Here is a 23,285-nt window from a genome sequence, read left to right on the forward strand (position 1 = left end):
CGGGTCTGGAATCATGGCGGAGTGGATATCGGCAGCCTCCTCGGACTCGAGCAGCTCACCTGGGGGATGCTGATCCTCATCATCGTGGCGGCGTTCAGCGCCGGGTGGATCGACGCGGTCGTCGGCGGCGGAGGGCTGCTGCAGCTCCCGGCGCTCCTCCTCATCCCCGGCATCGCCCCGGTCCAGGCGCTCGCGACGAACAAGCTCGCCTCCGTGTTCGGGACCGCGACCAGCAGCATCACCTACTACCGCCGGGCCAAGCCCGACCTCCGTACGGCCCTGCCGATGGCGGTGATCGCGTTGATCGGCTCGTTCGGGGGCGCGGCGGTCGCCACGGTGCTGCCCCCGGCCGCCTTCAAGCCCATCATCGTGATCGCCCTGCTGGCGGTGGCCCTGTTCACGGCGCTCCGGCCGCAGCTCGGGGCGGCGACGCAGCTGCGCTTCCACGGGCACAAGCACCACATCATGGCCGGGCTCGCCGGGCTCGGTATCGGGTTCTACGACGGGATGATCGGTCCGGGGACGGGCACCTTCCTCGTGATCACCCTCGTCGCGCTGCTGGGCTACGACTTCCTGCAGGCGAGCGCGAAGGCCAAGATCGTGAATCTCGCGACGAACGCGGGGGCGCTGCTCCTCTTCATCCCGCACGGCTCGGTGCTGTGGCTGCTCGGGGGCATCCTCGCGGTCGCGAACGTCGGGGGCAGCTACCTGGGCTCGCGGATGGCCATCTCCCGCGGCACGACGTTCATCCGCGTGGTGTTCCTCGTCGTCGTGGTGGCTCTCATCGCGAAGCTCGGCGTCGACGTGTGGAACGAGAACCTCGCCCCCCTCTTCGCCTGATTTCCCTTCTTCCTCCCCTTTCTCTCTTCGCCGAGGCCCCGGGTACGCGACGAGACCCCGGGCTGCCAGCGGCAGTGTCCCGGGGTCTCGGCGGAAAGACGGGGTCTCGGCGGGTCAGGCCTCGTCCTCGGGGGTGAAGTCCACACCGGCCTCGGCGCGCTGCTCGGGGGTGATCGGCGCGGGAGCGGAGGTGAGGGGATCGAAACCGTTCCCGGACTTCGGGAAGGCGATGACGTCGCGGATCGACTCGGTCTTCGTCAGGTGCTGGAGCACGCGGTCCATGCCCAGCGCGATGCCGCCGTGCGGGGGAGCGCCGAACTTGAACGCGTCGAGGAGGAAGCCGAACTGCTCCTGCGCGACCTCGTCGCTGATGCCCATGACCTCGAAGACCCGCTTCTGGATGTCCTCGCGGTGGATGCGGATGGACCCGCCGCCGAGCTCCGAGCCGTTGCACACGATGTCGTACGCGTAGGCGAGGGCCGAGCCGGGGTCGGTGTCGAACGTGTCCTCGAACTCGGGCTTCGGACCCGTGAACGCGTGGTGCACGGCCGTCCACGCACCCGCGCCCACCGCGACGTCACCGGAGGCCACCGCGTCGGCGGCCGGCTCGAACATGGGGGCGTCGACGACCCAGGTGAAGGCGAACTCGTCCGGGTTCAGGTACCCGAGGCGGCGGCCGATCTCGACCCGTGCGGCACCGAGCAGCGCCCGGCTCTCCTTGGTGGCACCGGCGGCGAAGAACACGCAGTCGCCCGGCTCGGCGCCGACGAACTCCGCCAGGCCCGCCTGCTCGGCCTCGGACAGGTTCTTGGCGGCGGGGCCGCCCAGGGTGCCGTCCTCGTTGAACAGCACGTAGGCGAGACCGCGCGCGCCGCGCTGCTTGGCCCAGTCCTGCCAGGCGTCGAGCTGCTTGCGCGGCTGGCTCGCACCGCCGGGCATGCGCACCGCACCGACGTACTCGGCCTGGAACACGCGGAACGGGGTGTCCTTGAAGTACTCGGTCGCCTCGACGAGCTCGAGTCCGAAGCGGAGGTCGGGCTTGTCGGAGCCGTACTTCGCCATGGCGTCGGCGTAGGTCATCCGCGGCAGCGGGGTCTGCACCTCCACGCCGATCGTCTTCCACATCGCCACGATGAGCGACTCCATGAGGGCGATCACGTCCTCCTGGTCGACGAAGCTCATCTCGATGTCGAGCTGCGTGAACTCGGGCTGACGGTCGGCGCGGAAGTCCTCGTCGCGGTAGCAGCGGGCGATCTGGAAGTACTTCTCCACACCGCCGACCATGAGCAGCTGCTTGAAGAGCTGCGGCGACTGGGGCAGGGCGTACCAGCTGCCCGGGTGCAGACGGGCCGGGACGACGAAGTCGCGGGCGCCCTCCGGCGTGGAACGGGTGAGGGTCGGGGTCTCGACCTCGGTGAAGTCCTCGGCGTGCAGCACGTCCCGGATCGCCTTGTAGACGTCGGACCGCAGGCGCAGCGCGGAGGCGGCGGCCGGGCGGCGGAGGTCGAGGTAGCGATACTTCAGGCGCGCCTCCTCGCCGACGGTCTCGGTGTCGGCCAGTGCGGTCGAGACCTGGAACGGCAGCGGGGCCGACTCGTTCAGCACCTCGACGTCGGCCGCGATGACCTCGATCTCGCCGGAGGGGAGGTTCGGGTTCGCGTTGCCCTCGGGGCGCCGCGACACCTCGCCGGTGACCTTGAGGACGAACTCGTTGCGCAGCGGGTGGGCGATCTCCTCGTCGCGGATGACGACCTGGGCGATGCCCGACGCGTCCCGCAGATCGATGAAAGCGACGCCTCCGTGGTCACGACGACGATCGACCCACCCGGTGAGGGTGACGGTCTGACCGATGTTCTCGGCGCGCAGGGAGCCTGCGGAGTGGGTGCGCAGCACGGAGGATTCCTCCTGATCCGGGGAAAGATGAACCCGCCCAGTCTACGCGGGCGTCCCGGCCCTTCCCGGCCGGGTCGCCAGCGCGGAGCAGCGGCACCTCAGTAGGATCGCCACGACGAAAGGCGGACCCCCATGCACCTCTCCATCTCGGACGGCAACGGCCTTCCCGACCTGTTCGGCGCGATCTTCTCCGGCACGACGGGACTCATCGCCCTCATCTTCTACATCCTCGTCGTGGTCGGACTGTGGAAGGTCTTCACGAAGGCGGGATACCCCGGCATCCTCGCGATCATCCCGATCGTCAACGTCGTGTTCCTCGTGAAGATCGCCGGGATGTCGGGCTGGTTCGCCCTGCTCTACCTCGTGCCGATCGCGAACTTCATCCTCGGGGTCATCGTCGCGTTCAAGCTCGGCGCGCGCTTCGGCAAGGGCGGGGTGTTCTCGTTCTTCCTGCTGTTCCTGTTCCCCTACATCGGCTATCTGATCCTCGGGTTCGGCGACTCCCGGTACCGCGAGGTCTGACGTGGCGGCATCACTTCTGCACCTCGTTCGCCACGGTGAGGTGCACAACCCGTCCCGCGTGCTCTACGGACGGTTGCCCGACTATCACCTCAGCACCGCAGGGGAGGAGATGGCCCAGGCGGCGGCGGAGCACGTGGCGGGGCTCGGCGATCCGGTGACCGCCCTGTTCGCGTCGCCGCTGGAGCGTGCGCAGGAGTCGGCCGCCCCGTTCACGGAGGTGTTCGACCTCGAGCCCGAGACGGACATCCGCCTGATCGAGCCGACGAACGTGTTCGAGGGCACCCGGATGCGGCGGTCGCTCATGAACCCGATGAACTGGTGGCACCTGCGTCAGCCGTCGCTGCCGAGCTGGGGGGAGCCGTACGCCTCGATCGCGGAGCGCATGCTCGGCGTGATGGACGAGGCGTGGACGGCCGCCGCCGAGATCCCGACCGCGGGGGACATCGTCATGGTGTCGCATCAGGCGCCGATCTGGATCACGCACCTCCGCGTCGCCGGCCTCCCGCTGCAGCACGATCCGCGGACCCGCCGTTGCGCCCTGTCGAGTGTGACCTCGTTCGAACGCGTGGGCGACGTCTGGCGCGAGGTCTCGTACGCCGAGCCCGCCGCGACCGGCGGTGCTGTCGACGTCGGGGCTGTCTGATCCCCGTTCGAATCGCCTGAATGGCCCCATCCGGCCCGGAGATGGGACCAATCGGGCGATTCGAAGTCAGAGGGACTGGAGCACCCCCACCGCGGCGAGCTGTCCCGCGGCGGCGGCGAGGAGGACCGAGGCCATCGGGCCGGGGAGGGTCGCGCGATGGGCGAGGTCGCCCGCGGCGAAGACCCCCGGAAGCGACGTCCTCCCGAACTCGTCGATCTCGATGGACCCCGACTCCAGGAGCCGGAGCCCGAGGTCCGCGGCGAAGGGCGCCCGGTGCCGCATCGTGCCGGAGGCCACGAACACCCCCGCGACGCCGAGGTCGCCCTCTGCGCTGCGCACCCGCACCCCGTCTCCGTCTGCGGCGACAGCCTCGACCGGAGCGGAGGCCACCCGCACCCCGAGCTCCTCCAGCGCGGTACGGTCCTCCGCGGCGAACGGCTCTCCCACCGGGACCACCGTGATCTCGCCGACGATACGGCCGAGCAACCCGATCAGATGGGCCGCCCGGGGAGCCGCCCCGAGGATCGCGATCGGCTTCCCGGCGTGCTCGTGTCCGTCGCAGAACGGGCAGCTGAAGACCCGGACGCCCCAGAGCTCGGCGAGACCAGGCACCGGCGGGAGGTCGTCCGCGACGCCGGTCGCCAGGATCACCCGTCGGGCGTCGGCCGCCGATCCGTCGGCGAAGCTCACCGTGAAGCCCGTCCCCGCGTCGCCCGAGATCCGCTGCGCCGCGGCGTCGCGCACCTCGACGTCCGCATAGGCCGCGAGCTCCGTGCGGGCCTGGGCGCGGAGGTCCGCCGGGGCCTTCCCATCGGCGCCGATCATGTTGTGCATGTGCCGCACGGTGCCGTTGCGGTACTCGCCGGAGTCCAGCAGGAGCACGGGCCGGTGCATCCGTCCGAGGGTGAGCGCCGCCTGGAGTCCGGCGGGGCCGGCACCGATCACGATCGCGTCGTACATGGGGGTTCCCTTCTCGCGTCTTGCGTTCGGCACCAGTCTGTGACTTCATGTCAACATGAAGTCAAGCGACCCGCACCCCTGGTCCGTCGGCGAGGTCGCCGCGCGGTTCGACCTGCCGACGAACGTCCTGCGGCACTGGGAGACGGTCGGACTGCTGCGGCCGCCCCGCGACCCGGCGGGCCGGCGACGGTACGGCGAGGACGAAGTCGTACGCATCGCCGTCATCCAGCGCAGCAAGGCCGCCGGGATGAGCCTCGACCAGATCGCCGTGCTCCTCGACGACGGCAGCGCCGGGCGGCATCAGGTGCTGCAGCAACATCTCGACGACCTCGACCGGCGGATGGAGGAGATGCGGCGATCGCGGGAGATGACCGAGCACGCCATGGGGTGCCGGGCGCACGACATCGCGACCTGTCCGCGGTTCCGCGCCGGGGTGGACGACGTGCTCGCGCGCTTCTGACTCCCCCCGGGGGTACCCGGCCGATGCATAGGAAGCTCTGCGTAAACTCGGAGACGTGTCCCGCGCTTCCAGGATTCACCCGATCCGCAACGGCCGCCCCTCCCGTCTTCGGCCCCTCGGCCGCCTGGGCGGAGCCGCGCTCGCTGCGGTGCTCGCCGTCGGTCTGAGCGCCTGCGCTCCCGACGCCGTGAGCGAGTCGTTCCTGAACGGCGAGAACACCGGCTATGTCGCGGCCGACGGCGCGATCGTCGAGATCCCCGTCGCCGAACGCGGCGAGCCGGTCGAGTTCGCCGGGGTCACCGAGCACGGCGAGGACTTCGACAGCGCCGACATCGCCGGGAAGGTCGCGGTCGTGAACTTCTGGTACGCCGGCTGCGCCCCGTGCCGCGTCGAGGCCCCCGACCTGGAGGCCGTCTGGCAGGAGCACCAGGACGCGGACGTGCAGTTCATCGGCATCAACACGCGCGACCAGGCGGACACGGCTGTCGCGTTCGCCGACGAGTTCGGGATCACCTACCCGAGCCTCATCGACGTGGACACCGCGCAGGCCAAGCTCGCCTTCGCGAAGGTCGTGCCGATCTCGGCCACCCCCACCACGCTCGTGCTCGACAAGCAGGGCCGCGTCGCCGCGAAGATCATCGGTCCGATCGACGGCACCTCCGTGCTCTCCACGCTCGTCAAGGACGCGCTGGCGGAGGACTCCTGATGTCCGCGAGGTCGTCGTGAACCCCGACGCGATCATCGGATCCGGAGCCCTCTGGATCGCGGTCCCGGTGGCGATGCTCGCCGGACTCGTCTCGTTCCTCTCGCCGTGCGTGCTCCCGCTCGTTCCGGGGTACCTCGGCTTCCTCGGGGGAGCCGTCACGCCGCGGAACACCTCGACGACCGGCGGCGGTACCACGCAGACGGCGACGCGCAGCCGCCTCGTCCTCGGCGTGCTGCTGTTCATCCTCGGCTTCACCGTGGTCTTCATCCTCTACACGGTGCTCGGCGGCACCGCCGGCGTGTTCCTGCTGCAGTGGGGCGACCTCATCACCCGCATCCTCGGCGTCGTCATCATCGCGATGGGCCTGGTCTTCCTCGGGCTCTTCGGGTTCGCGCAGAAGGAGCTCCGCTTCCACGTCGACTCGAAGGCCGGCATGGTCGGTGCCCCGCTCCTCGGCGTCGCGCTCGGCATCGGCTGGGCGCCCTGCATGGGTCCCACGCTCGCCGCCATCCTCGCGCTCTCCTTCAACGCCGGCGACCCCGTCCGTGCGGGCTTCCTGGGCCTCGCGTACTCCCTCGGCCTCGGCATCCCGTTCCTGCTCGTGGCCCTCGGCTTCGGCTGGGCGACCAAGGCCATCGGGTTCCTGCGCCGCCACATCCGGGTCGTGAACATCCTCGGCGGCGTGCTGCTGATCCTCCTCGGTGTCCTGATGGTCACCGGCCTGTGGACCGACATCATGTCGCGGCTGACGGCGGTGATCGGCAGTGTCATCCTCCCGCTCTGACCGCTCCGAGACGACCATGACGAAGAACAAGAGTGCCGTGACCAACGACTCCAGCGATCCGCTCCGCCCGTCCGACCACGTCGACGGCGACGACACCATCACCCAGCCGCGGCTCGGCTTCGTCGGCTGGCTGCGGTGGGGGTGGCGTCAGCTCACCTCGATGCGCACGGCGCTCGTCCTGCTGCTCGTCCTGGCGATCGCGGCGATCCCCGGATCGATCTTCCCGCAGCGGATGGCCGACCCGAACGGCGTGACGCAGTGGGAGCGCGACAACCCCGATCTGTTCCCGGTGCTCGACGGGCTCAAGCTCTTCGACGTGTACCTGTCGCCCTGGTTCTCGGCGATCTACCTGCTGCTGTTCACCTCGCTCGTCGGCTGCGTGATCCCGCGCATCAAGCACCACGCCAAGGCGTTGCAGGCCCGCCCGCCGCGCACACCCGCGCGGCTGCGACGTCTGGAGGACTACCGCGCCGTCACCCGCGACACCGTCGCCGACTCCGGCACGCGCACGGGGGACGCCGCCGCGGAGGCCGCCGCCTCGATCGACGTCGCCACGAAGCAGCTCAAGGCACTCGGCTACCGCGTGGAGCGCTACGACCGCGAGCACACGTACTCGGTGTCGGCCGAGCGCGGCTACTGGCGGGAGACGGGCAACCTGCTCTTCCACCTCGCCCTCGTCGGTGTGCTCGTGACGATCGGCGTCGGCGGCGGCTTCGCGTACACGGGCCAGCGCGTGCTCGTCGAGGGGGAGACCTTCGCCAATACGCTGCTCGACTACGACTCCATGAACCGCGGGCGCTTCGTGGCCGACGACTCCTTCGCGCCGTACTCGATGCGGCTGGACTCCTTCGACGTCACGTATCAGCCGTTCGGTGAGCCCGGCTCCGGCCAGGCCGGGAACTTCTCCGCGAACATGACCATCCAGGAGAACGGCGAGGAGCGCGAGGGCGCCGTCAAGGTCAACGAGCCGCTGGGCGTGGCCGACGACGACGTGTTCCTGCTCGGCAACGGGTACGCCCCGACGGTCACCGTGCGCGACCCCGAGGGCAACGTGGTGTTCCACAACAGCACGCCGTTCCTCCCGCAGGACAACAACATGACCTCGCTCGGCGTGCTCAAGGTGCCGGACGGCCTGGCCGAGCAGGTGGGCCTCGTCGGCTTCTTCTACCCGACCACCGGCGTGCTCGACACGGGCGCCTTCTTCTCCGCCTACCCCGACCTCACCAACCCGACACTCACGCTCGACGTGTACACGGGCGACCTCGGGATCAACGACGGCGTGCCGCGCTCGGTGTACGTGCTCGACACCTCCGACATGACCAAGCTCACCGGACGCAGCACCGACGTCGAGTCGATCGAGCTGTCACCGGGTGAGACCGCGCAGCTGCCGAACGGCCTGGGCTCGGTCACCTTCGACGACGAGTCGCCGGAGAGCGCCACCGACTCCTCGGAGTCCGTCAAGCGCTTCGCCTCCCTGCAGATCCACCGCGACGAGTCCGGGGTGTTCGTGCTCGGGTTCGCACTGCTGGCGCTCGGCGGCCTCATGCTCGCCCTGTTCGTGCCGCGTCGGCGCGTGTGGGTGAAGGCCACCGCGGCGGAGGGCGCCGTCGACCTCGAGTACGCGGCCCTGGCCCGAGGGGAGGACCCCACGCTCGCCCGCGCCGTGGACGACCTCCGCGCCGGTCACGCCCGGCTGCTCGACGCCGCGGGCGGCACGATCGCCCGCACCCCTGAAGACGCCGACGAGGACGCCGCGGACGCCGCCGCGGACCCCGCGGCCCCGGCACCCGGAAAGTAGACTGACACCATGCTCGAGCTCAACGTGATCTCGCCGGTCCTGCTCTGGACGGCGATCGCGATCTACGCGGCGGCCTTCGTGGCCTATGCCTTCGATCTCGCGCGTCGCTCGCAGGCGACCGCCGACGCCCACACCGTCCGTGAGGGTGAGCTCGTGGCCGCCGGTCGTTCCGGTGGTGCCGTCTCCGCTCCGCTCGATGCGACCGGAGCCCCGACGGCGGCGCCGCAGCGGTTCGTCATGGCCCGCATCGGCACCTCGCTCACCGTGCTCGGCTTCGTGTTCCACCTCGCGGCGACCCTCACCCGCGGTATCGCCGCGGGACGGGTGCCCTGGGCGAACCTGTACGAGTTCGCGATGGTGGGGACGCTGCTCATCATCGCGGTCTACCTGGCGGTGCTCACCCGCCTCGACCTGCGCTTCCTCGGCACCTTCATCACGGGCCTCGTGGTGGTCCTCCTGGGTCTCGGCGCGACGAACTTCTACGTCGAGGTCTCGCCGCTGATGGACCCGCTGAAGAGCGTGTGGCTCATCATCCACGTGTTCGTCGCCTCGCTCGCGACCGCGTTCTTCGCCCTCGCCTTCGCGCTCTCGGTGATCCAGCTCATGCAGGCGCGACGCGAGCGGCTGCTCGGCGAGGGGGCGGCGAAGACCGGCCCCGGCTTCCTGCGGACCTTCCCGCCGGCGGAGCGGCTGGAGAGCCTGGCGTACCTGTTCACGATCATCGGCTTCATCCTCTGGACCTTCACGCTCATCGCCGGGTCCATCTGGGCGTACTACGCGTGGAGCCGCTTCTGGGGCTTCGACGTGAAGGAGACCTGGACCTTCGTGATCTGGGTGCTCTACGCCGGGTACATCCACGCCAGGGCGACGCGCGGCTGGCGCGGCAACCCCTCGGCCTGGCTCTCGATCGTCGGCTTCACCGCCGTGATCTTCAACTTCACCATCGTCAACGTCTTCTTCAAGGGCCTGCACGCCTACTCCGGCCTGAGCTGAGCCCGCCGAGCACAGCTTCGGAGGTCGCGAGGGACACGCCGCCGGGCGGGGCTCGGTCATGGCGTGTCGTCCGCCATCTCCGACGTCGTGCCTGCCGGAGCAGGGCTCAGCCGCCGAGCGGGATGACCTCGGCGTGCTCGACGCCGCCCTCGTACCAGACGAACTCGGCCTCGGTGACGACCTCCGTCGGGACGGGTGAGAGCGGACGGACCTGGGTGGCGGCGAGCTGCTGCCATGTCTCGGGATCCAGCGTCTTGCCGTAGAGCACCGAGAGGTGGAAGGTCCAGTCCTCGACGGAGAGCTCGTCGAGGCGACGGAAGTCCGTCGGCCGGAGCACCTCCGTCAGTGAGGCGTATGCGTGCACGAGGGCGGGCGTGCGGGCGAGGCGCAGGATCACGATCTGCCACGGCGCGGGGAAGACGTCCACGGCGTCGGCGGTGAGCTCGAGAGGACTCTGTTCCGTAGCCCAGGCGCGGATCACGGCTCGCAGCTCCTCCCGACGCTCCGGCTCGAAGAAGCCTCGAAGCGTCACGTGCTCCGTGTGCGGATGCCGCAGCGGCGTGTCCAGACGACCGAGCGCAGCCTCCTGGATCGCCCGGTATTCCACGGCGACGGCACCCGTCGGCCGGAGGACGAGATACTGCTGCCCGTCGAGGCCCGCGAGCTGGTCCGGAGTGTCCATGAACGGTCGGCGCATGGCACGAGGGTACGGGGTATCGCCGTCGTGTCCGGGCACAGTCTCGGAGATCGGACCCGACACGCCGCCGGAGCGGGCTGTCCGGCGGCGTGTCGTGCGTGATCTCCGAAGTTGTGCCCGGGGTCAGGCGGTGACGACGGCGCGCGCCGTGGTCGTGCGGCGGACCGCGACGACCACCGTCGTGGCGACGAGCGAGAGCACGCCCCAGACGACGAGGGCGGCGACGGCGGCCCCGCTCGCCTCCACGAGACCCGCGAAGGCCGGTGCGGTCGGGAGGGCGGCCCCGATGCTCGCGAGCCAGTCGGGCACGGTCGAGATGAGTCCCGTCGCCACGGCGATGACCCCGATCAGTGCGGCGATCCAGCGTCCGACGCCGCCGAACACCGCGACGAGGGCCTGGTTCACCGCGGCGAACACCACCCCGGCGAGGACGGCGGTCCCCGCGAACGCCCACCACTCCGCGAGGTCGTAGTCGGCCACGATCTGCACGATGAGCGAGACGAGCAGACCCTGTGCCGCGCCGATCGCTGCGGCCGGCCAGAACGCGCGGAGGGTGAGGGAGGCGGAGGAGCGTCGTGAGGTGAGGGTGCGCGCCGTGTGGGCACGGAGCACGAGGAAGGACGCGAGACCGCCGAACCACAGCACCACCGCGGTGAGCAGCGGGATCGCGGTGGGGCCGAAGAGCGAGCCCATCGAGGAGTCGGTCGCCACGGGGTCGGCGATCACCGACGCCAGCGACGTCGACTCCTCGTCGCTGAAGGACGGGAGGGAGTCGGCCGCGGTGCGCAGTCCGCCAGCGAGATCGCCGGTGCCGGTCGCGAGGGTGTCGAGACCGGTGGCGAGCTCCGTGCTGCCGTCGGCGAGCTGGGTCGCGCCGTCGGCGAGCTGCGTCGCGCCCGACGACAGCGCCCGCGCTCCCGCGGCCGACTGATCCACGCCCTCTGTCGCGAGGCGGTTGAGCCCGCCGGCGAGCTCGGTCGCCCCGGCGCCCGCCTCGCCGAGCTGGGTGGCGAGCGTGGAGAAGGACGCGGGAAGCGCGGCGATTCCACCCGCGACCTGGGGGCTGTTGAGGATGCCGGAGGCGGTCCCCGCCGACTTCGCCGCTGCCGCCGCCTTCGCGGCGAGGTCGGAGAGCTGCCCGCACTCCGCCGAGTCCGGGTCGGCGGCGCACGCCGTGGCCGCCATCGTCCCGAGACCCTGTGCGACCGTGGCCGAGTCCGTCGCGGCCGACTTCGCCGACGCGCCCGCCGACTGGATGCTACCGGTGAGCTTCTGGACGCCGGCGACCCGGCCCTGCAGCTCAGTCGCCGCGGAGGTGAGTCCCGCGCCGATCGTCCCTGCGCCGGTCGCCGCCTGCCGCGTCTGCCCCGCGATCGTGTCGAGGCCGGACGCGAGCGTCGAGGCCCCGCTGCCCAGCTCTCCGGCACCCGCGGCGAGCTGCGTCGCGCCCTCCGGGAGGGCCGCGGCGCCGGTCGCCGCGTCACGGGCACCCTGCGCCAGCTCCAGGGCCCCGTCCGCCGCATCGCCGATCTGGTCGCCGATGGTGGTGAAGCCGACGAGGATGTTCTCGGTCGTGGCCTCGGACAGGGTGGTGCCGAGCGTCGAGGCCGCCACGTCGGCGATCTGCCCGGTGATGAGGTCGTCCGCCACGAGGCCGTCGTCGGGCGTCGTCACCTGGATCGTCGCCTGCTCCGCGTCCCCGCCGCCGTCCGCGACCGCCTGACCCGCGGAGGTCGCCGCGGCCGAGAAGTCCTCGGGGATCGTGATGACGGCCTGGTAGGTGCCGTCGGCGAGCCCGTCGGCGGCGTCCTCCTCGTTGGAGATGACCCACGTGAGGTTCGAGTCGAGATCGTCCGAGCCCTCGACGAGGCCGGACGCGAGCTGTCGCCCGAGGGGAGCGGTCTGGCCGTCGATCTCGACGGGTTCGTCGAGGTTCACGATCGCCGCGGTCATGGAGTCGAGACGCTCGGTCGGGTTGTAGAGCGCGGCCATGAGGATGCCGCCGATCGCGGCCGGCAGCAGCAGAACGCCGAGGACGGTGAGCCAGGTGATGGGCTTGCGTGAGCGGGCACGCTCGAGGGGGAGGGTCATGCGGGCACCTCGGTCGTTTCTGCGGCGCTCGGGCGGGGCGCGCGCGTGTCGAGTACGTCGGCGGACGGCCATCCGGCATCCGCGAGGAGGGAGCGGGCCGCGTCGGGGTCGGCGGCCGTGGCGAAGACGGCGAGCTCTCGGCGCGACCTCGCGTCGCGCAGCATCGCGGCGACCTGGTCGCGCTCGCCGCCGCGGAGCCGGTCCGCGCCGTCGATCACCACGAGCTCGGAACGGCCGCGGAGGGCTTCGCGGAGGTCGGCGAGCACCGGGGCGTCGTCACCCGGGAGCACGCAGCCCACGTGGGAACGGACCCAGGCCGCCCGACCGGGGAGCAGGTGCCCGGCGACGCGGAGGCGTCCGTCGGCCGGAGCGATGCGGGCGCCGACGGTGAGCGCGAGGGCCCGCAGCGTCCCGGCGTCCGCGCCGCTCGCGACCAGGGCCGCGCCGGGTGCGAGCCGCAGCGACAGTCCCTCCGTCGCCGCGGCGCCCGCGCCGAGCTCCAGGTCATCGGCCGCGACGAGCGACCCGTCGCTCGGCCACGCCTCGAGGTGCCGTTCGCGTTCCACCGCCTCACCCTCGATGTCCACCCGGGGGAGGATCCGCTCGAGCCACGACGGGATCTCCCACGCGCGCTCCCCGAGGATCGCCATGAGCGCCGGGATCAGCGTCATGCGCACGAGGAAGGCGTCGAAGGCGATGCCGGCGGCGAGTCCGAGGGCGATGGGCTTGAGGGAGGAGTCGCCCTCCGGCACGAAGGCGACGAACACCGCGAACATGATGAGGCCGGCCGCCGTGACGACCTTCGCCGAACCGGTGAACCCGCTCCGTACCGCGCGCAGAGCTGCGGCCCGTCGGGTGGCGCGGTTCACCGATCCCGCACCCTCGCGGAGGTCGGGATCGTGCACGAAGTCCTCGCGCATCCGCGACACGAGGAACACCTGGTAGTCCATCGCCAGGCCGAAGAGCACGCCCATGAGGATGATCGGCATGAAGCTGATGATCGGGCCGACCTTCGCGACGTGCAGGAGGTCGGCGAACCAGCCCCACTCGAAGACCGCCCCGACGACGCCGAAGGCGGCGACGATCGACAGCAGGTAGCCCGCCGCGGCGGTGATCGGCACCCAGAGGGAGCGGAACACGATGGTGAGGAGGATCAGCGAGAGACCGATCACGAAGATCCCGAACGGCAGCAGAGCCGCCCCGAGCTGATCCGAGATGTCGATGCCGACGGCGGTGAAACCGGTGACCTTGAGGTCGATGCCGAACTCGTCCAGCCACTCGTCGTGGTGGCTGCGGAGCTCGCGCACGAGATCGGCCGTCGCGGGGTCGTCGGGAGCCGTCTCCGGGATGATCTGGACGATGCCGGTGTCGGCGGTCTCGTTCGGCGTCGCGAGGGCGACCTCCTTCACGCCGGGAACCTCGGCCACTGCGTCTCCGAGGTCCTCCATGAGACCGAGCGGATCGGTGGAGGTGACGATGGTGCCGGTGAGGATGAGGGGGCCGTTGAACCCGGGGCCGAACTGCTCGCCGACGAGGTCGTAGTTCTGTCGCGCCTCGGAGTCCTTCGGCAAGACGCCGGCGTTCGGCAGGGCGAGGTCGAGGCTGAGAGCGGGGACGGCGACGATGCCGAGGCCGAGGACGACCGCGAGGGAGACGAGGACGGGGTGCTTCGTCACGCCCTCCACCCACCGACGGCTGCCGCGGGGCTTCGTGACGGCGTCCTTCGCGGGCGCCTTCTTCGGGGCCTTCGCGCGCTTCGGTCGTCCGGCCACGCGGCCCTTGAGGAATCCGAGCAGGGCCGGGGTCAGTGTCACCGCGATCGCCACGGCGACCGCGACGGCCACGGACGCCGCGACGCCCATGGTGGTGAGGAACGGGATGCCCGCGAAGCCCAGGCCGATCAGCGCGATGAGCACGGTGACGCCGGCGAAGACGACCGCCGACCCGGCCGTGCCCACGGCCCGTGCGGCCGACTCCTCGGGTTCCACGCCGTCCCGGACCTGGTCCTGGTGGCGCGCGACGATGAAGAGCGCGTAGTCGATCCCCACCGCGAGTCCGAGCATCAGGGCGAGCAGCGGCGTGGTGGAGGAGACGGTCGCGAAGGCGGTCGCCGTGAAGATCCCGGCCATGGAGATGCCGACACCGAGGATCGCGGTGAGCAGGGGGAGTCCGGCGACCACGAACGACCGGAACGTGACGATGAGCACGAGGAGCGCGATGAGCAGGCCCACCGCCTCGGTGAGGGTGACGCCGGGGATCGAGATCGCGAAGAGGTCGCCGCCGAGAGAGGCCTGCGCACCGTCGGGGAGCTCTGCCGCGAGCTCGTCGACGGTGGAGCGCAGGGCGTCCTTGGTCTCCTCGGAGACGTCGGTGGACTCACCGTCGAACTGCAGGCGCACGATGGCCGCCGTGCCGTCGTCGTTGATCATGCCGTTGACCATCTCGTCGTACGGCGAGGTGGCGGCGAGGACCTCGTCGAGGTCGCCGAGCTCCGACACGGCATCCTCGATCGGCTCGCGGTACTCGTCATCGGTGATCTCGTCGCCGTCGGCGGCCACGACGATGAACTGCGCATTCGTGCCGCTCACCTGCGGGAAGGAGCGGGAGAGCTGCTCGAGGCCGGCCTGGGACTCGGTCCCGGGGATGGAGAACGTGTTGTCGGTGCCGGCGCCGAGGACCACGGCTCCGGCTCCGGCGATGCCGAGGGCGAGGAGCCAGGAGACGAGGACGCGCCACGGGTGACGGAAGGACCAGCGTCCGAGGGACGAGAGGAGTGTGGACACGCGAATCTCCGTGGGGTGCCGGGTGGATACACAGGTGTATCCGATACATAGATGTATCGTAAGGTCATCCGCCATCCGGAGTCTGTGCACCGGGTGTGAATCGTCGAGAGGGAAGGCCAGGAGGTTCCGATGTCGTCACCCGCCACCCGCAGCCGGGAGAACACGAAAGCGCGTCTGCTGGAGGCCGCCGCGCAGGTGTTCGCCGAGGTCGGCCTGGACGGGGCCTCGGTCGAGGCGGTCTGCGAGCGCGCCGGCTTCACGCGCGGGGCGTTCTACTCGAACTTCGAGTCGAAGGACGAGCTGTTCCTGACCCTCGCGGCCGGGGTTGCCGACGCGAGGGTGGCAGCCGTGCGGACTCGCGTGGAGCAGATGCGGGCGGACGGCGAGCTCGCCGACGACTGCGACCCGAAGGATCTCGTCCAGCAGATCATGGAGCTCGGCAGCGACGACCGCCTGGGCGTGATGCTCATGAGCGAGATCCGCATCCGCGCCCTGCGTGATCCGCAGTTCGGCGAGGCCTACCTCGCCCAGGAGCGCGAGATGGTGGCGAGCATCGCGCGCATCGTGGAGGACATCGTGGAGGCAGCGGGGACGCTGCGCCTCCGGCTGCCGGCCACCGATGCGGCGCGCATGCTCATGATCCTCTGGGAGGGCATGACCGTCCGCGGTGCGATGGCCGGTCGTGACGACGCGGCCCTGCGGCACTCCGGCGGCGAGGAGCTGGGGCGGCTCGTGGAACTCCTCGTCGAGTCCTAGGCGCTGCGGGCTGCGAGCAGCTCGTGGTGGCAGCGGGCCAGTCGGGCCAGCCACCATTCCCGACGCTCGTCCGCGGCGGCGAGCCGGGTGAGCGCTGCCGGGTCGGGGGACAGGCGTCCCACCGGGATCGCGCCGTCCACGGGGCGGAGGTCGGCGACGTCGTCCTGGAACAGGGAGGCCGTGCCCAGACCGCAGTCGTAGTCGAGGGTGGGGAGCGCGGCGGCCAGCGCGGCCCCCTGCGACAGGCCGATCGCGGTGTCCAGGGCGCTGGAGACGACCGCGGGAAGGCCGGCCGCGGTGACGATCTGCAGGGCATGGGTCAGGCCGCCCAGGGGCTGCGCCTTGATGACGACGATGTCCGCCGCGCCCGCGCGGGCGACGGCGAGGGGGTCGCCGGACTTCCGGATGCTCTCGTCCGCGGCGACCGGGATCCCCATGTAGGCGATGCGCCGGCGCAGCTCGACGAGCTCGGGCACGGAGGCGCAGGGCTGCTCGATGTACTCCAGGTCGAAGACGGCGAGGGCGTGCACGGCGTGCTCGGCCTCATCGACGTTCCAGAGGCCGTTCGCGTCGATCCGGATGCGGCCCTCCGGCCCGAGCGTCTCCCGGACAGCGCGGAGCCGGGCGACGTCGTCCGCCAGTACCTGTCCCGGCTCGGCGACCTTGACCTTCGCGGTCCGGCATCCGGCGAAACGCCCGAGGACCTCGGGCACGCGGGTGGCGTCGACGGCGGGCACGGTGGCGTTGACGCCGACGCGGTCGCGCAGCGGTGCGGGTTGGGGGGCGTACGCGTAGTCGATCGCGGCCGCCAGCCAGGTCGCGGCCTCGGCGTCGTCGTACTCGACGAACGGGGAGAACTCGGCCCAGCCCTCCGGCCCTTCGAACAGCAGGGCCTCGCGGGTGTCGACGCCGCGGAAGCGGGTCTGCATCGGCAGGGCGACGACGCGGGCGGAATCGAGGAGCTCCGTGACGGCGGGGATCATGACCCCATTGTGCGCCACGACCCTCGACAGGATGTGGCACGTATCTGTGCCATTGACAATGGTGTGTGACGCACACTAATGTGGTCGGCATGAACGAATCGCTCGACACGCATCTGCAGGAACTGCGCCGCGGCACCGTGGTGCTCGCCTGCCTGCAGCTGCTGCGCACGCCGGAGTACGGGTATGCGCTGCTCGAGCAGCTCGAGAGTCGGGGCTTCGCCACCGATGCGAACACGCTCTACCCGCTGCTCCGTCGTCTGGAGAAGCAGGAGTACCTCACGAGCGAGTGGAACACCGACGAGGCCCGGCCTCGCAAGTTCTACCGCACCTCGGAAGCCGGAGCCCGGCTCGCCGACACCCTCACCGACGAGTGGCGCGCGCTGACCGCCGCGATCGCCTCCCTCACCCCCGAGGAGAACTGACATGACCCCCACGAGCACGCTCACCGAGCGCTACATCAGCGCCACGATCCGCAGCCTCGCGCCGGAGGCGCAGGGCGAGGTCCGTGCTGAACTCGAAGCGGCCATCGCCGACGCCGTCGACGCGCGGCGGGAACAGGGCGAGAGCCCGGAGGAGGCGGAGCGCGCCGTCCTCACCGACCTCGGCGACCCGGGCATCCTCGCCGCCGGATACGCCGACCGACCGCTCCACCTCATCGGTCCGCGCTACTACCTCACCTGGTGGCGGCTGCTGAAGCTGCTCCTGTTCATCGTGCCGCCGTTCGCCGCGGTGGGCGTCGCGATCGGGCAGCTGATCAACGGCGGCGGACCCGGAGAGGTGATCGGCGCGGTCGTCTCGGTCACGCTGTCGGTGATCGTGCACCTGTGCTTCTGGGTCACGCTCGTCTTCGTCGTGCTGGAGCGCACCGGCGCCGACACCGGCGTGCGCTGGAACGTGGACCAGCTTCCCGAGCCGACGGAGCACGGGGCCGCCCGCGCCGACGTGATCGCCTCGCTCGTGTTCCTCCTCGCCGGCATCGGCGCGATCGTGTGGGACGCGACGCTCGGATTCTTCCCGACCGGCGGCGACCCCATCCCGATCCTGGCGCCCGCGCTCTGGCCGGTGGGCATCGGCATCCTCCTCGCGCTCATGATCGCGGAGGCCGTCCTGGCCGTCGCCGTGTACGCGCGTCGGCGGTGGACCGTCGCCGCGGCCGTCGTGAACACCGTCCTCGCCGTCGGCTTCGCCGTGTGGGCCCTCACCCTGCTCCTGCAGGGCGAGCTCCTCAACCCGGCCTTCCTCGAGTTCGTGTTCACGGACAACGGGGTGGATGCCGACACGATGCGCGTGCTCACGGTGATCACCGGCGTCTGCCTCGTGGCCTTCCCGGCCTGGGACATCGTCGACGGGTGGATGAAGACGGCGCGTGCCCGGGGAATAGGCTGAAGATCGTGACCGATGCCTTCGTCTCCGACCTGTTCGATCCCGCCGAGTGGGAGCTGGCGCCCGGCGCCGAGCACTACACCGACATCACGGCGCACGTGAGCCGCGACGGCGGGGTCGCCCGCATCGCCTTCCACCGACCCGAGGTGCGCAACGCCTTCCGCCCGCACACGGTCGACGAGCTCTACCGGGCGCTCGACATCGCGCGACAGGACGCGCGTATCGGGGCGGTGCTGCTGACCGGCAACGGACCGAGCCCGAAGGACGGCGGCTGGGCGTTCTGCTCCGGCGGTGATCAGCGCATCCGCGGCCGGGACGGGTACAAGTATGCTTCGACAGGCTCAGCAACCCAGGGGGAAGGAGCCGCCCCCGCTGTCGGGCGGCTGCACATCCTCGAGGTGCAGCGGCTCATCCGGTTCATGCCGAAGGTCGTCATCGCCGTGATCCCCGGGTGGGCGGCCGGCGGCGGGCACTCGCTGCACGTGGTGTGCGACCTGACCATCGCGTCGGCCGAGCACGCGCGCTTCAAGCAGACGGACGCCGACGTCGGCAGCTTCGATGCCGGGTACGGCTCCGCCTACATGGCCCGGCAGACGGGGCAGAAGTTCGCGCGGGAGGTGTTCTTCCTCGCCGAGGAGTACTCGGCGCAGCGGGCCTACGAGGCGGGCGCCGTGAACCGCGTCGTGCCGCACGCCGAGCTCGAGCGTGAGGCGCTGAAGATGGCGCGCACCGTGCTGACGAAGTCGCCGACCGCGATCCGGATGCTGAAGTTCGCCTTCAACGCCGTCGATGACGGGCTCGTAGGGCAGCAGGTGTTCGCCGGCGAGGCCACGCGTCTCGCCTACGGCACCGACGAGGCGGTGGAGGGGCGGGATTCGTTCCTCGAGAAGCGCGCCCCCGACTGGTCCTCGTTCCCCTGGCACTACTGAGCCGGAGGGACGATCGTGACCGCCCTCATCCCGACCGACGCCGAAGACACCGGGCTCCTGCGGGAGGCGCTGCTCCGAGCTCTCGACGCGGGACCGGCTCTCGGCTTCGGCATGCTCGCCGACGCCCCGGCGGAGGTGGACGACGGCATCGCCGCGGTCATCGCGACCTCCGGATCCAGCGGCGTCCCGAAGCGGGTGGCGCTGAGCGGCGAGGCCCTGCGGGCGAGTGCGGAGGCCACCGCCGCACGGATCGGCAGCGGTCGCTGGCTGCTCGCTCTCCCGGCCGGCTACGTCGCGGGGCTGCAGGTGATGGTGCGGTCGATCCTCGCGGGCACGGAGCCGACCCGGATCGAGGGGCGGTTCACCCCGCGGGCGTTCGCCGAGGCCACGCGGAGCATGCGGCACGTCACGACCGCGGGCGTCCTCCCCGCCCTCTACACCTCCCTCGTCCCGGCGCAGATCGCGACGCTGCTCGACGCGAGTACCGAGCCGGGGGTGCTCGCGGCGCTGCAAGCCTACGAAGCCATCCTCGTCGGGGGCCAGGCGCTGCCAGAGCCGCTGCGGGAGCGGGCGGCCGACCTCGGAGTGCGTCTCGTGCGGACCTACGGCTCGACGGAGACCAGCGGCGGCTGCGTGTACGACGGCGTCCCGCTCGACACCGTGAACGTCCGGGCGGTCGACGGCGAGCTGCGGATCGCCGGCCCCATGCTCGCGGAGGGCTATCTGGGCGACCCGGCACTGACCGCGCGCACGTTCGTCAGGGACGAGCACGGCATCCGCTGGTACCGCACCGGCGACCTCGGGCTCCTCGAGGACGGCGTGGTGCGCGTGCACGGTCGCGCGGACAACGTGATCGTGTCGGGTGGCATCAACATCTCGCTCGACCGGGTGGAGCGCATCGTCCGCTCGGTCCCCGGGCTGCATCAGGCCGTGGTCGTGGGGGTGTCGGATGACCGCTGGGGGGAGGCCTCGGTCATCGTCGCGGCGCGCGGGGAGGCCCTGCGGCGCAGCGAGTCCGAGCAGCTCGCCCAGGCCAGGGAGGCGGTGGCCGGCGAGATCGGCGCCCACGCCCGTCCGTCCCGCCTGATCCTCGTGGACGAACTCGACGTCCTCTCCTCCGGCAAACCCGACCGCGAGGCGATCCGCCGCATGGTCGCCTCCCTCTAGCCCGTCGACCCACCCCTTTCGCGCCGACCCGGCCCCTTCCGGACGGCCGCAAGGGGCCGGGACACACGGAAAGGGGTGGGTCGGCGGGAGTGCCAGACTGAGGGCATGGCCTCGTACACGCATGGACACCACGAATCCGTCCTCCGCTCGCACAGTGTGCGGGACATCGCGAACTCGGCGGCCTACCTTCGACCGCACCTCACGGCAGAAACCCGGCTCCTCGACGTGGGAGCGGGACCCGGGTCGATCACGGTGGACTTCGCGGGTGTGGTCGCGCACGTCATGGCGACCGAGATCGACGATGCTGCGCTGTCCCTCTCCCGGGACCTCGCCACCGCGCGAGGCGTCACGAACATCGCCTTCTCCGTCGAGGACGTGCACGCGCTGAGCTTCGCCGACGACTCCTTCGACGTCGTGCACGCGCACCAGGTGCTGCAGCACGTCGCCGATCCGGTGCAGGCGCTGCGGGAGATGCGCCGGGTCGCGAAGCCCGGGGGACTCATCGCCGCCCGCGACGCCGACTACGCGGGTTTCCTGTGGTTCCCCGTGCTTCCGGAAATCGACCGCTGGCTCGCGCTGTACCGCGCCGCCGCCCGGGCGAACGGCGGAGAACCGGACGCCGGCCGCCGCCTCCTGGCCTGGGCGCGGGCGGCGGGCTTCGAGGACGTCTCGGCGACCGCGTCGACCTGGTGCTACGCGACGCCGTCCGAGCGCGCCTGGTGGGGCGGGATGTGGGCCGACCGCATCCTGGAGTCGGCGCTCGCGCGGCAGCTCGTGGACCAGGAGATGGCCTCCGCCGCCGACCTGCAGGAGATCAGCGACGCCTGGAAGCGCTGGTCCGACGACGGCGACGGCTGGTTCCTCGTGCCGCATGGGGAGATCCTCGCCCGCGCCTGACGGATACATCCCGCGACGGATGCCAGTCCCCGGGCGCTCGCGTAGCGTGGGGGAGTGATCCGTCCGCTGTCCCGTACCGGCCTCGTCCTCGACATCGTCGGGGCGGTGCTGCTGTTCGCGCTTCTGACGCCGCTCGGGGTCGTGTTCTATGCGCCCCAACCGGACCTGGCCGGGTCCTCCGCGGTCAACGTCATCGGTCTGATCTCGTCGTCGGTGTTCCTGTTCGGCGGTGTCGCGATCGGACGCCTGGCCCCCGGTCTTGCGCTCGCCGCGGCCTGGGCCGGCGCCATCGTGCAGATGCTCGCCGGGTTCGGGCCGCTGCCGACCGACTTCGCGATCCTCCTCGTGCTGTACGCGACCTCCGCGTGGGGCACCCGCCGCGTGCTCTGGTGGGGGTTCGGATCGGTGATCGTCGGCGGCATCGTCGCCGCGCTGTACATGGTTGTCGTCGGGGGCGTCATGTTCGGCTCCGGCAGCGGATGGGAGCTCGTGACCGGCGGCACCCTGCTCGTCGCGGCCTCCATCATGGCGCTGGGGTTCGCGTGGGTGTGCGGTCTCCTCTGGCGGGTCGTGCTGCGCAACCGGCGCACGCGTTCGGCGCAGCTGCAGGCCGAGGCCCTGGCCGCCGAGGAGCAGGAACGGGTGCGCATTGCGCGGGACATGCATGATGTCGTGGCCCACTCGCTCGCGGTCGTCATCGCCCAGGCTGACGGTGCCCGCTATGCCGCGGCGGTGAAGCCGGAGATCGCGACGGAGGCCCTCGGCACGATCGCGCAGACCGCCCGCGGAGCCCTGAGCGACGTGCGGATGCTCCTCACCCAGCTCCGTCATCGGCAGGGGGACGGTCCGCAGCCGACCCTCGCCGACCTCGAGACGCTGTTCGCCCAGGTGCGCCAGGCCGGCATCGAGCCGCGGGTCACCGTCGACCCCATGCCCCCGGGGGAGCCGCCGGGGGCGATCCAGCTCGCGGTCTACCGGATCCTCCAGGAGGCGCTGACCAACGCGATCCGCCACGGCGACGGCGCGGTGGACGTGCATCTCGCATGGCTCCCCGATCGCGTCGACATCGAGGTCCGCAACACCGTCTCGCCGGAGTCGATGCCGGGGGCCCCCGGAGGACACGGCCTCATCGGCATGCGTGAGCGGGCGCAGCTCGTGGGCGGTAGTCTGCAAGCCGAGCGCCGTGGTGCGCAGTTCGTCGTCCAGAGCAGCCTTCCGATCGGAGCCCCGCAGTGATCAGAGTCGTGCTCGTCGACGACCAGGCGCTGTTCCGGGCCGGGATCCGCATGCTCGTGGCCTCCCAGCCGGACCTCGAGGTCGTGGGGGAGGCGGGGAACGGGCAGGAGGCGCTCGCCGTTGTCGCCGCGACCCGGCCCGACGTGGTCCTCATGGACATCCGGATGCCGGTCATGGACGGGCTGACCGCGACCGCGGAGATCCTGTCCCGCCCGGAACCCCCGCGCATCGTCATGCTCACCACGTTCGACCTCGACGAGGCGGCGGCCCGGGCGATCCGGCAGGGGGCGAGCGGCTTCCTCCTCAAGGACGCCGATCCGGAGTTCCTGCTCGCCGCGATCCGCACCGTGCACGCGGGATCGAGTGTGATCGCGGCCTCGGCGACCCGGGAACTGTTCGAGCACTTCGCGGAGGCTCCGAAGCCCGTGCCGCCGCAGTACGCCGAGCTGACGGAGCGCGAGCGGGAGATCTTCGCGCTCGCCGCCCGGGGGCTCTCGAACGCCGAGATCGCCGCGCGGGAGTTCCTCAGCGAGGCCACGGTGAAGACCCACATCAGCCGCATCCTCACGAAGCTCGCGCTCCGCGACCGCGTGCAGCTCGTCGTGTTCGCTTTCGAGCACGGCCTCGCCTGACGCCGACCCACCCCCTTCCGTTCGACCCGGCCCCTTGCGGCGGCCCGTAGAGGGGTGGGAGGCGCGCAAGGGGGTGGGTCGGGAGGACGCGGGATCATCCTCCCGATGTAGCGGGATGCTCCCGGCGGGCGA

22 protein-coding genes are annotated in these 23,285 nt (G+C 71.2%); 16 read left to right on the plus strand and 6 right to left on the minus strand.

Features of this window, described 5'->3' with window-relative positions; translation table 11 throughout:
- The first annotated feature begins 66 nt into the window (after positions 1-66).
- Positions 67-840, plus strand: a complete 774-nt coding sequence (locus tag BLU02_RS13335) for a sulfite exporter TauE/SafE family protein (RefSeq protein WP_060921721.1) — start codon at positions 67-69, stop codon at positions 838-840.
- A 114-nt stretch (positions 841-954) separates the two neighbouring features.
- Here the strand turns inward: BLU02_RS13335 and aspS are convergent, their stop codons facing one another.
- A complete protein-coding gene (aspS, locus tag BLU02_RS13340; RefSeq protein WP_060921711.1) occupies positions 955-2,733 on the minus strand; it encodes an aspartate--tRNA ligase in 1,779 nt (592 codons plus the stop codon).
- 132 nt (positions 2,734-2,865) lie between these two features.
- Here aspS and BLU02_RS13345 point away from each other — a divergent pair, with 132 nt between their 5' ends.
- Both BLU02_RS13345 and BLU02_RS13350 read left to right on the plus strand, forming a co-directional pair.
- The gene (locus tag BLU02_RS13345) at positions 2,866-3,255 is read left to right on the plus strand and encodes a DUF5684 domain-containing protein (protein ID WP_025104449.1); all 390 of its coding nucleotides are present in this window, start codon (positions 2,866-2,868) and stop codon (positions 3,253-3,255) included.
- Position 3,256: 1 nt separating this feature from the next.
- Positions 3,257-3,898: a histidine phosphatase family protein gene (locus BLU02_RS13350; protein ID WP_060921712.1), complete on the plus strand. Its 642-nt coding sequence runs from the start codon at positions 3,257-3,259 to the stop codon at positions 3,896-3,898.
- Positions 3,899-3,964: 66 nt separating this feature from the next.
- On the opposite strand, the gene BLU02_RS13355 is transcribed toward BLU02_RS13350, so the two are convergent.
- Positions 3,965-4,858 (minus strand): NAD(P)/FAD-dependent oxidoreductase, encoded by an 894-nt coding sequence (locus BLU02_RS13355; RefSeq protein ID WP_060921713.1) that lies wholly within the window; start codon positions 4,856-4,858, stop codon positions 3,965-3,967.
- A gap of 55 nt (positions 4,859-4,913) precedes the next feature.
- Here BLU02_RS13355 and BLU02_RS13360 point away from each other — a divergent pair, with 55 nt between their 5' ends.
- From BLU02_RS13360 to ccsB, 5 genes are read left to right on the plus strand one after another with little or no spacing between them, the layout of a single operon-like run.
- A complete protein-coding gene (locus BLU02_RS13360; RefSeq protein ID WP_060921714.1) occupies positions 4,914-5,318 on the plus strand; it encodes a MerR family transcriptional regulator in 405 nt (134 codons plus the stop codon).
- Positions 5,319-5,373: 55 nt separating this feature from the next.
- Positions 5,374-6,024, plus strand: a complete 651-nt coding sequence (locus tag BLU02_RS13365) for a TlpA family protein disulfide reductase (RefSeq protein ID WP_082749996.1) — start codon at positions 5,374-5,376, stop codon at positions 6,022-6,024.
- Between the two features lie 16 nt (positions 6,025-6,040).
- Entirely contained in the window at positions 6,041-6,808 is a 768-nt protein-coding gene (locus BLU02_RS13370) for a cytochrome c biogenesis CcdA family protein (protein WP_060921716.1), read from the plus strand.
- A 16-nt stretch (positions 6,809-6,824) separates the two neighbouring features.
- On the plus strand, positions 6,825-8,606 hold the full coding sequence (gene resB, locus BLU02_RS13375) for a cytochrome c biogenesis protein ResB (protein ID WP_060921717.1): 1,782 nt from the start codon (positions 6,825-6,827) through the stop codon (positions 8,604-8,606).
- Between the two features lie 9 nt (positions 8,607-8,615).
- The gene (ccsB, locus tag BLU02_RS13380) at positions 8,616-9,599 is read left to right on the plus strand and encodes a c-type cytochrome biogenesis protein CcsB (RefSeq protein ID WP_060921718.1); all 984 of its coding nucleotides are present in this window, start codon (positions 8,616-8,618) and stop codon (positions 9,597-9,599) included.
- A gap of 106 nt (positions 9,600-9,705) precedes the next feature.
- Here the strand turns inward: ccsB and BLU02_RS13385 are convergent, their stop codons facing one another.
- The 3 genes from BLU02_RS13385 to BLU02_RS13395 all read right to left on the minus strand — a co-directional run bounded on the left by BLU02_RS13385 (position 9,706) and on the right by BLU02_RS13395 (position 15,170).
- Positions 9,706-10,296, minus strand: coding sequence for a 2'-5' RNA ligase family protein (locus tag BLU02_RS13385; RefSeq protein WP_231919578.1), 591 nt, complete (start codon positions 10,294-10,296; stop codon positions 9,706-9,708).
- 123 nt (positions 10,297-10,419) lie between these two features.
- Positions 10,420-12,387 carry a YhgE/Pip family protein gene (locus BLU02_RS13390; RefSeq protein WP_083371009.1) on the minus strand — a complete coding sequence of 656 codons (1,968 nt, stop codon included), beginning with the start codon at positions 12,385-12,387 and terminating at the stop codon, positions 10,420-10,422.
- Complete coding sequence (locus BLU02_RS13395; RefSeq protein WP_083371010.1) at positions 12,384-15,170, minus strand: MMPL family transporter; 2,787 nt, start codon at positions 15,168-15,170, stop codon at positions 12,384-12,386. Before BLU02_RS13395 ends, BLU02_RS13390 begins: the two co-directional genes overlap by 4 nt.
- Positions 15,171-15,299: 129 nt before the next feature.
- Between BLU02_RS13395 and BLU02_RS13400 the strand changes: the two genes are divergently transcribed.
- Positions 15,300-15,926 (plus strand): TetR/AcrR family transcriptional regulator, encoded by a 627-nt coding sequence (locus BLU02_RS13400; protein WP_060922348.1) that lies wholly within the window; start codon positions 15,300-15,302, stop codon positions 15,924-15,926.
- Here BLU02_RS13400 and BLU02_RS13405 read toward each other — a convergent pair.
- Positions 15,923-16,909 (minus strand): o-succinylbenzoate synthase, encoded by a 987-nt coding sequence (locus tag BLU02_RS13405; RefSeq protein ID WP_060922347.1) that lies wholly within the window; start codon positions 16,907-16,909, stop codon positions 15,923-15,925. The two genes, BLU02_RS13400 and BLU02_RS13405, sit on opposite strands and share 4 nt — an antisense overlap.
- Positions 16,910-16,998: 89 nt before the next feature.
- Here BLU02_RS13405 and BLU02_RS13410 point away from each other — a divergent pair, with 89 nt between their 5' ends.
- The 7 genes from BLU02_RS13410 (at position 16,999) to BLU02_RS13440 (ending at position 23,153) form a co-directional block, all read left to right on the plus strand.
- Positions 16,999-17,331, plus strand: coding sequence for a PadR family transcriptional regulator (locus tag BLU02_RS13410; RefSeq protein WP_060922352.1), 333 nt, complete (start codon positions 16,999-17,001; stop codon positions 17,329-17,331).
- A 1-nt stretch (position 17,332) separates the two neighbouring features.
- Positions 17,333-18,295 (plus strand): permease prefix domain 1-containing protein, encoded by a 963-nt coding sequence (locus BLU02_RS13415; RefSeq protein ID WP_060922346.1) that lies wholly within the window; start codon positions 17,333-17,335, stop codon positions 18,293-18,295.
- A gap of 5 nt (positions 18,296-18,300) precedes the next feature.
- Positions 18,301-19,221: a 1,4-dihydroxy-2-naphthoyl-CoA synthase gene (locus BLU02_RS13420; protein WP_060922345.1), complete on the plus strand. Its 921-nt coding sequence runs from the start codon at positions 18,301-18,303 to the stop codon at positions 19,219-19,221.
- 15 nt (positions 19,222-19,236) lie between these two features.
- A complete protein-coding gene (locus tag BLU02_RS13425) occupies positions 19,237-20,388 on the plus strand; it encodes an AMP-binding protein (RefSeq protein ID WP_082750067.1) in 1,152 nt (383 codons plus the stop codon).
- A 105-nt stretch (positions 20,389-20,493) separates the two neighbouring features.
- Entirely contained in the window at positions 20,494-21,285 is a 792-nt protein-coding gene (locus tag BLU02_RS13430; RefSeq protein ID WP_060922344.1) for a class I SAM-dependent methyltransferase, read from the plus strand.
- Positions 21,286-21,339: 54 nt separating this feature from the next.
- On the plus strand, positions 21,340-22,521 hold the full coding sequence (locus tag BLU02_RS13435; RefSeq protein WP_060922343.1) for a sensor histidine kinase: 1,182 nt from the start codon (positions 21,340-21,342) through the stop codon (positions 22,519-22,521).
- The gene (locus tag BLU02_RS13440) at positions 22,518-23,153 is read left to right on the plus strand and encodes a response regulator (protein ID WP_060922342.1); all 636 of its coding nucleotides are present in this window, start codon (positions 22,518-22,520) and stop codon (positions 23,151-23,153) included. Before BLU02_RS13435 ends, BLU02_RS13440 begins: the two co-directional genes overlap by 4 nt.
- The last annotated feature ends 132 nt before the right edge of the window (positions 23,154-23,285 follow it).

The organism is Microbacterium paraoxydans, from assembly GCF_900105335.1.
In the GTDB taxonomy this organism is placed as follows: domain Bacteria; phylum Actinomycetota; class Actinomycetes; order Actinomycetales; family Microbacteriaceae; genus Microbacterium; species Microbacterium paraoxydans.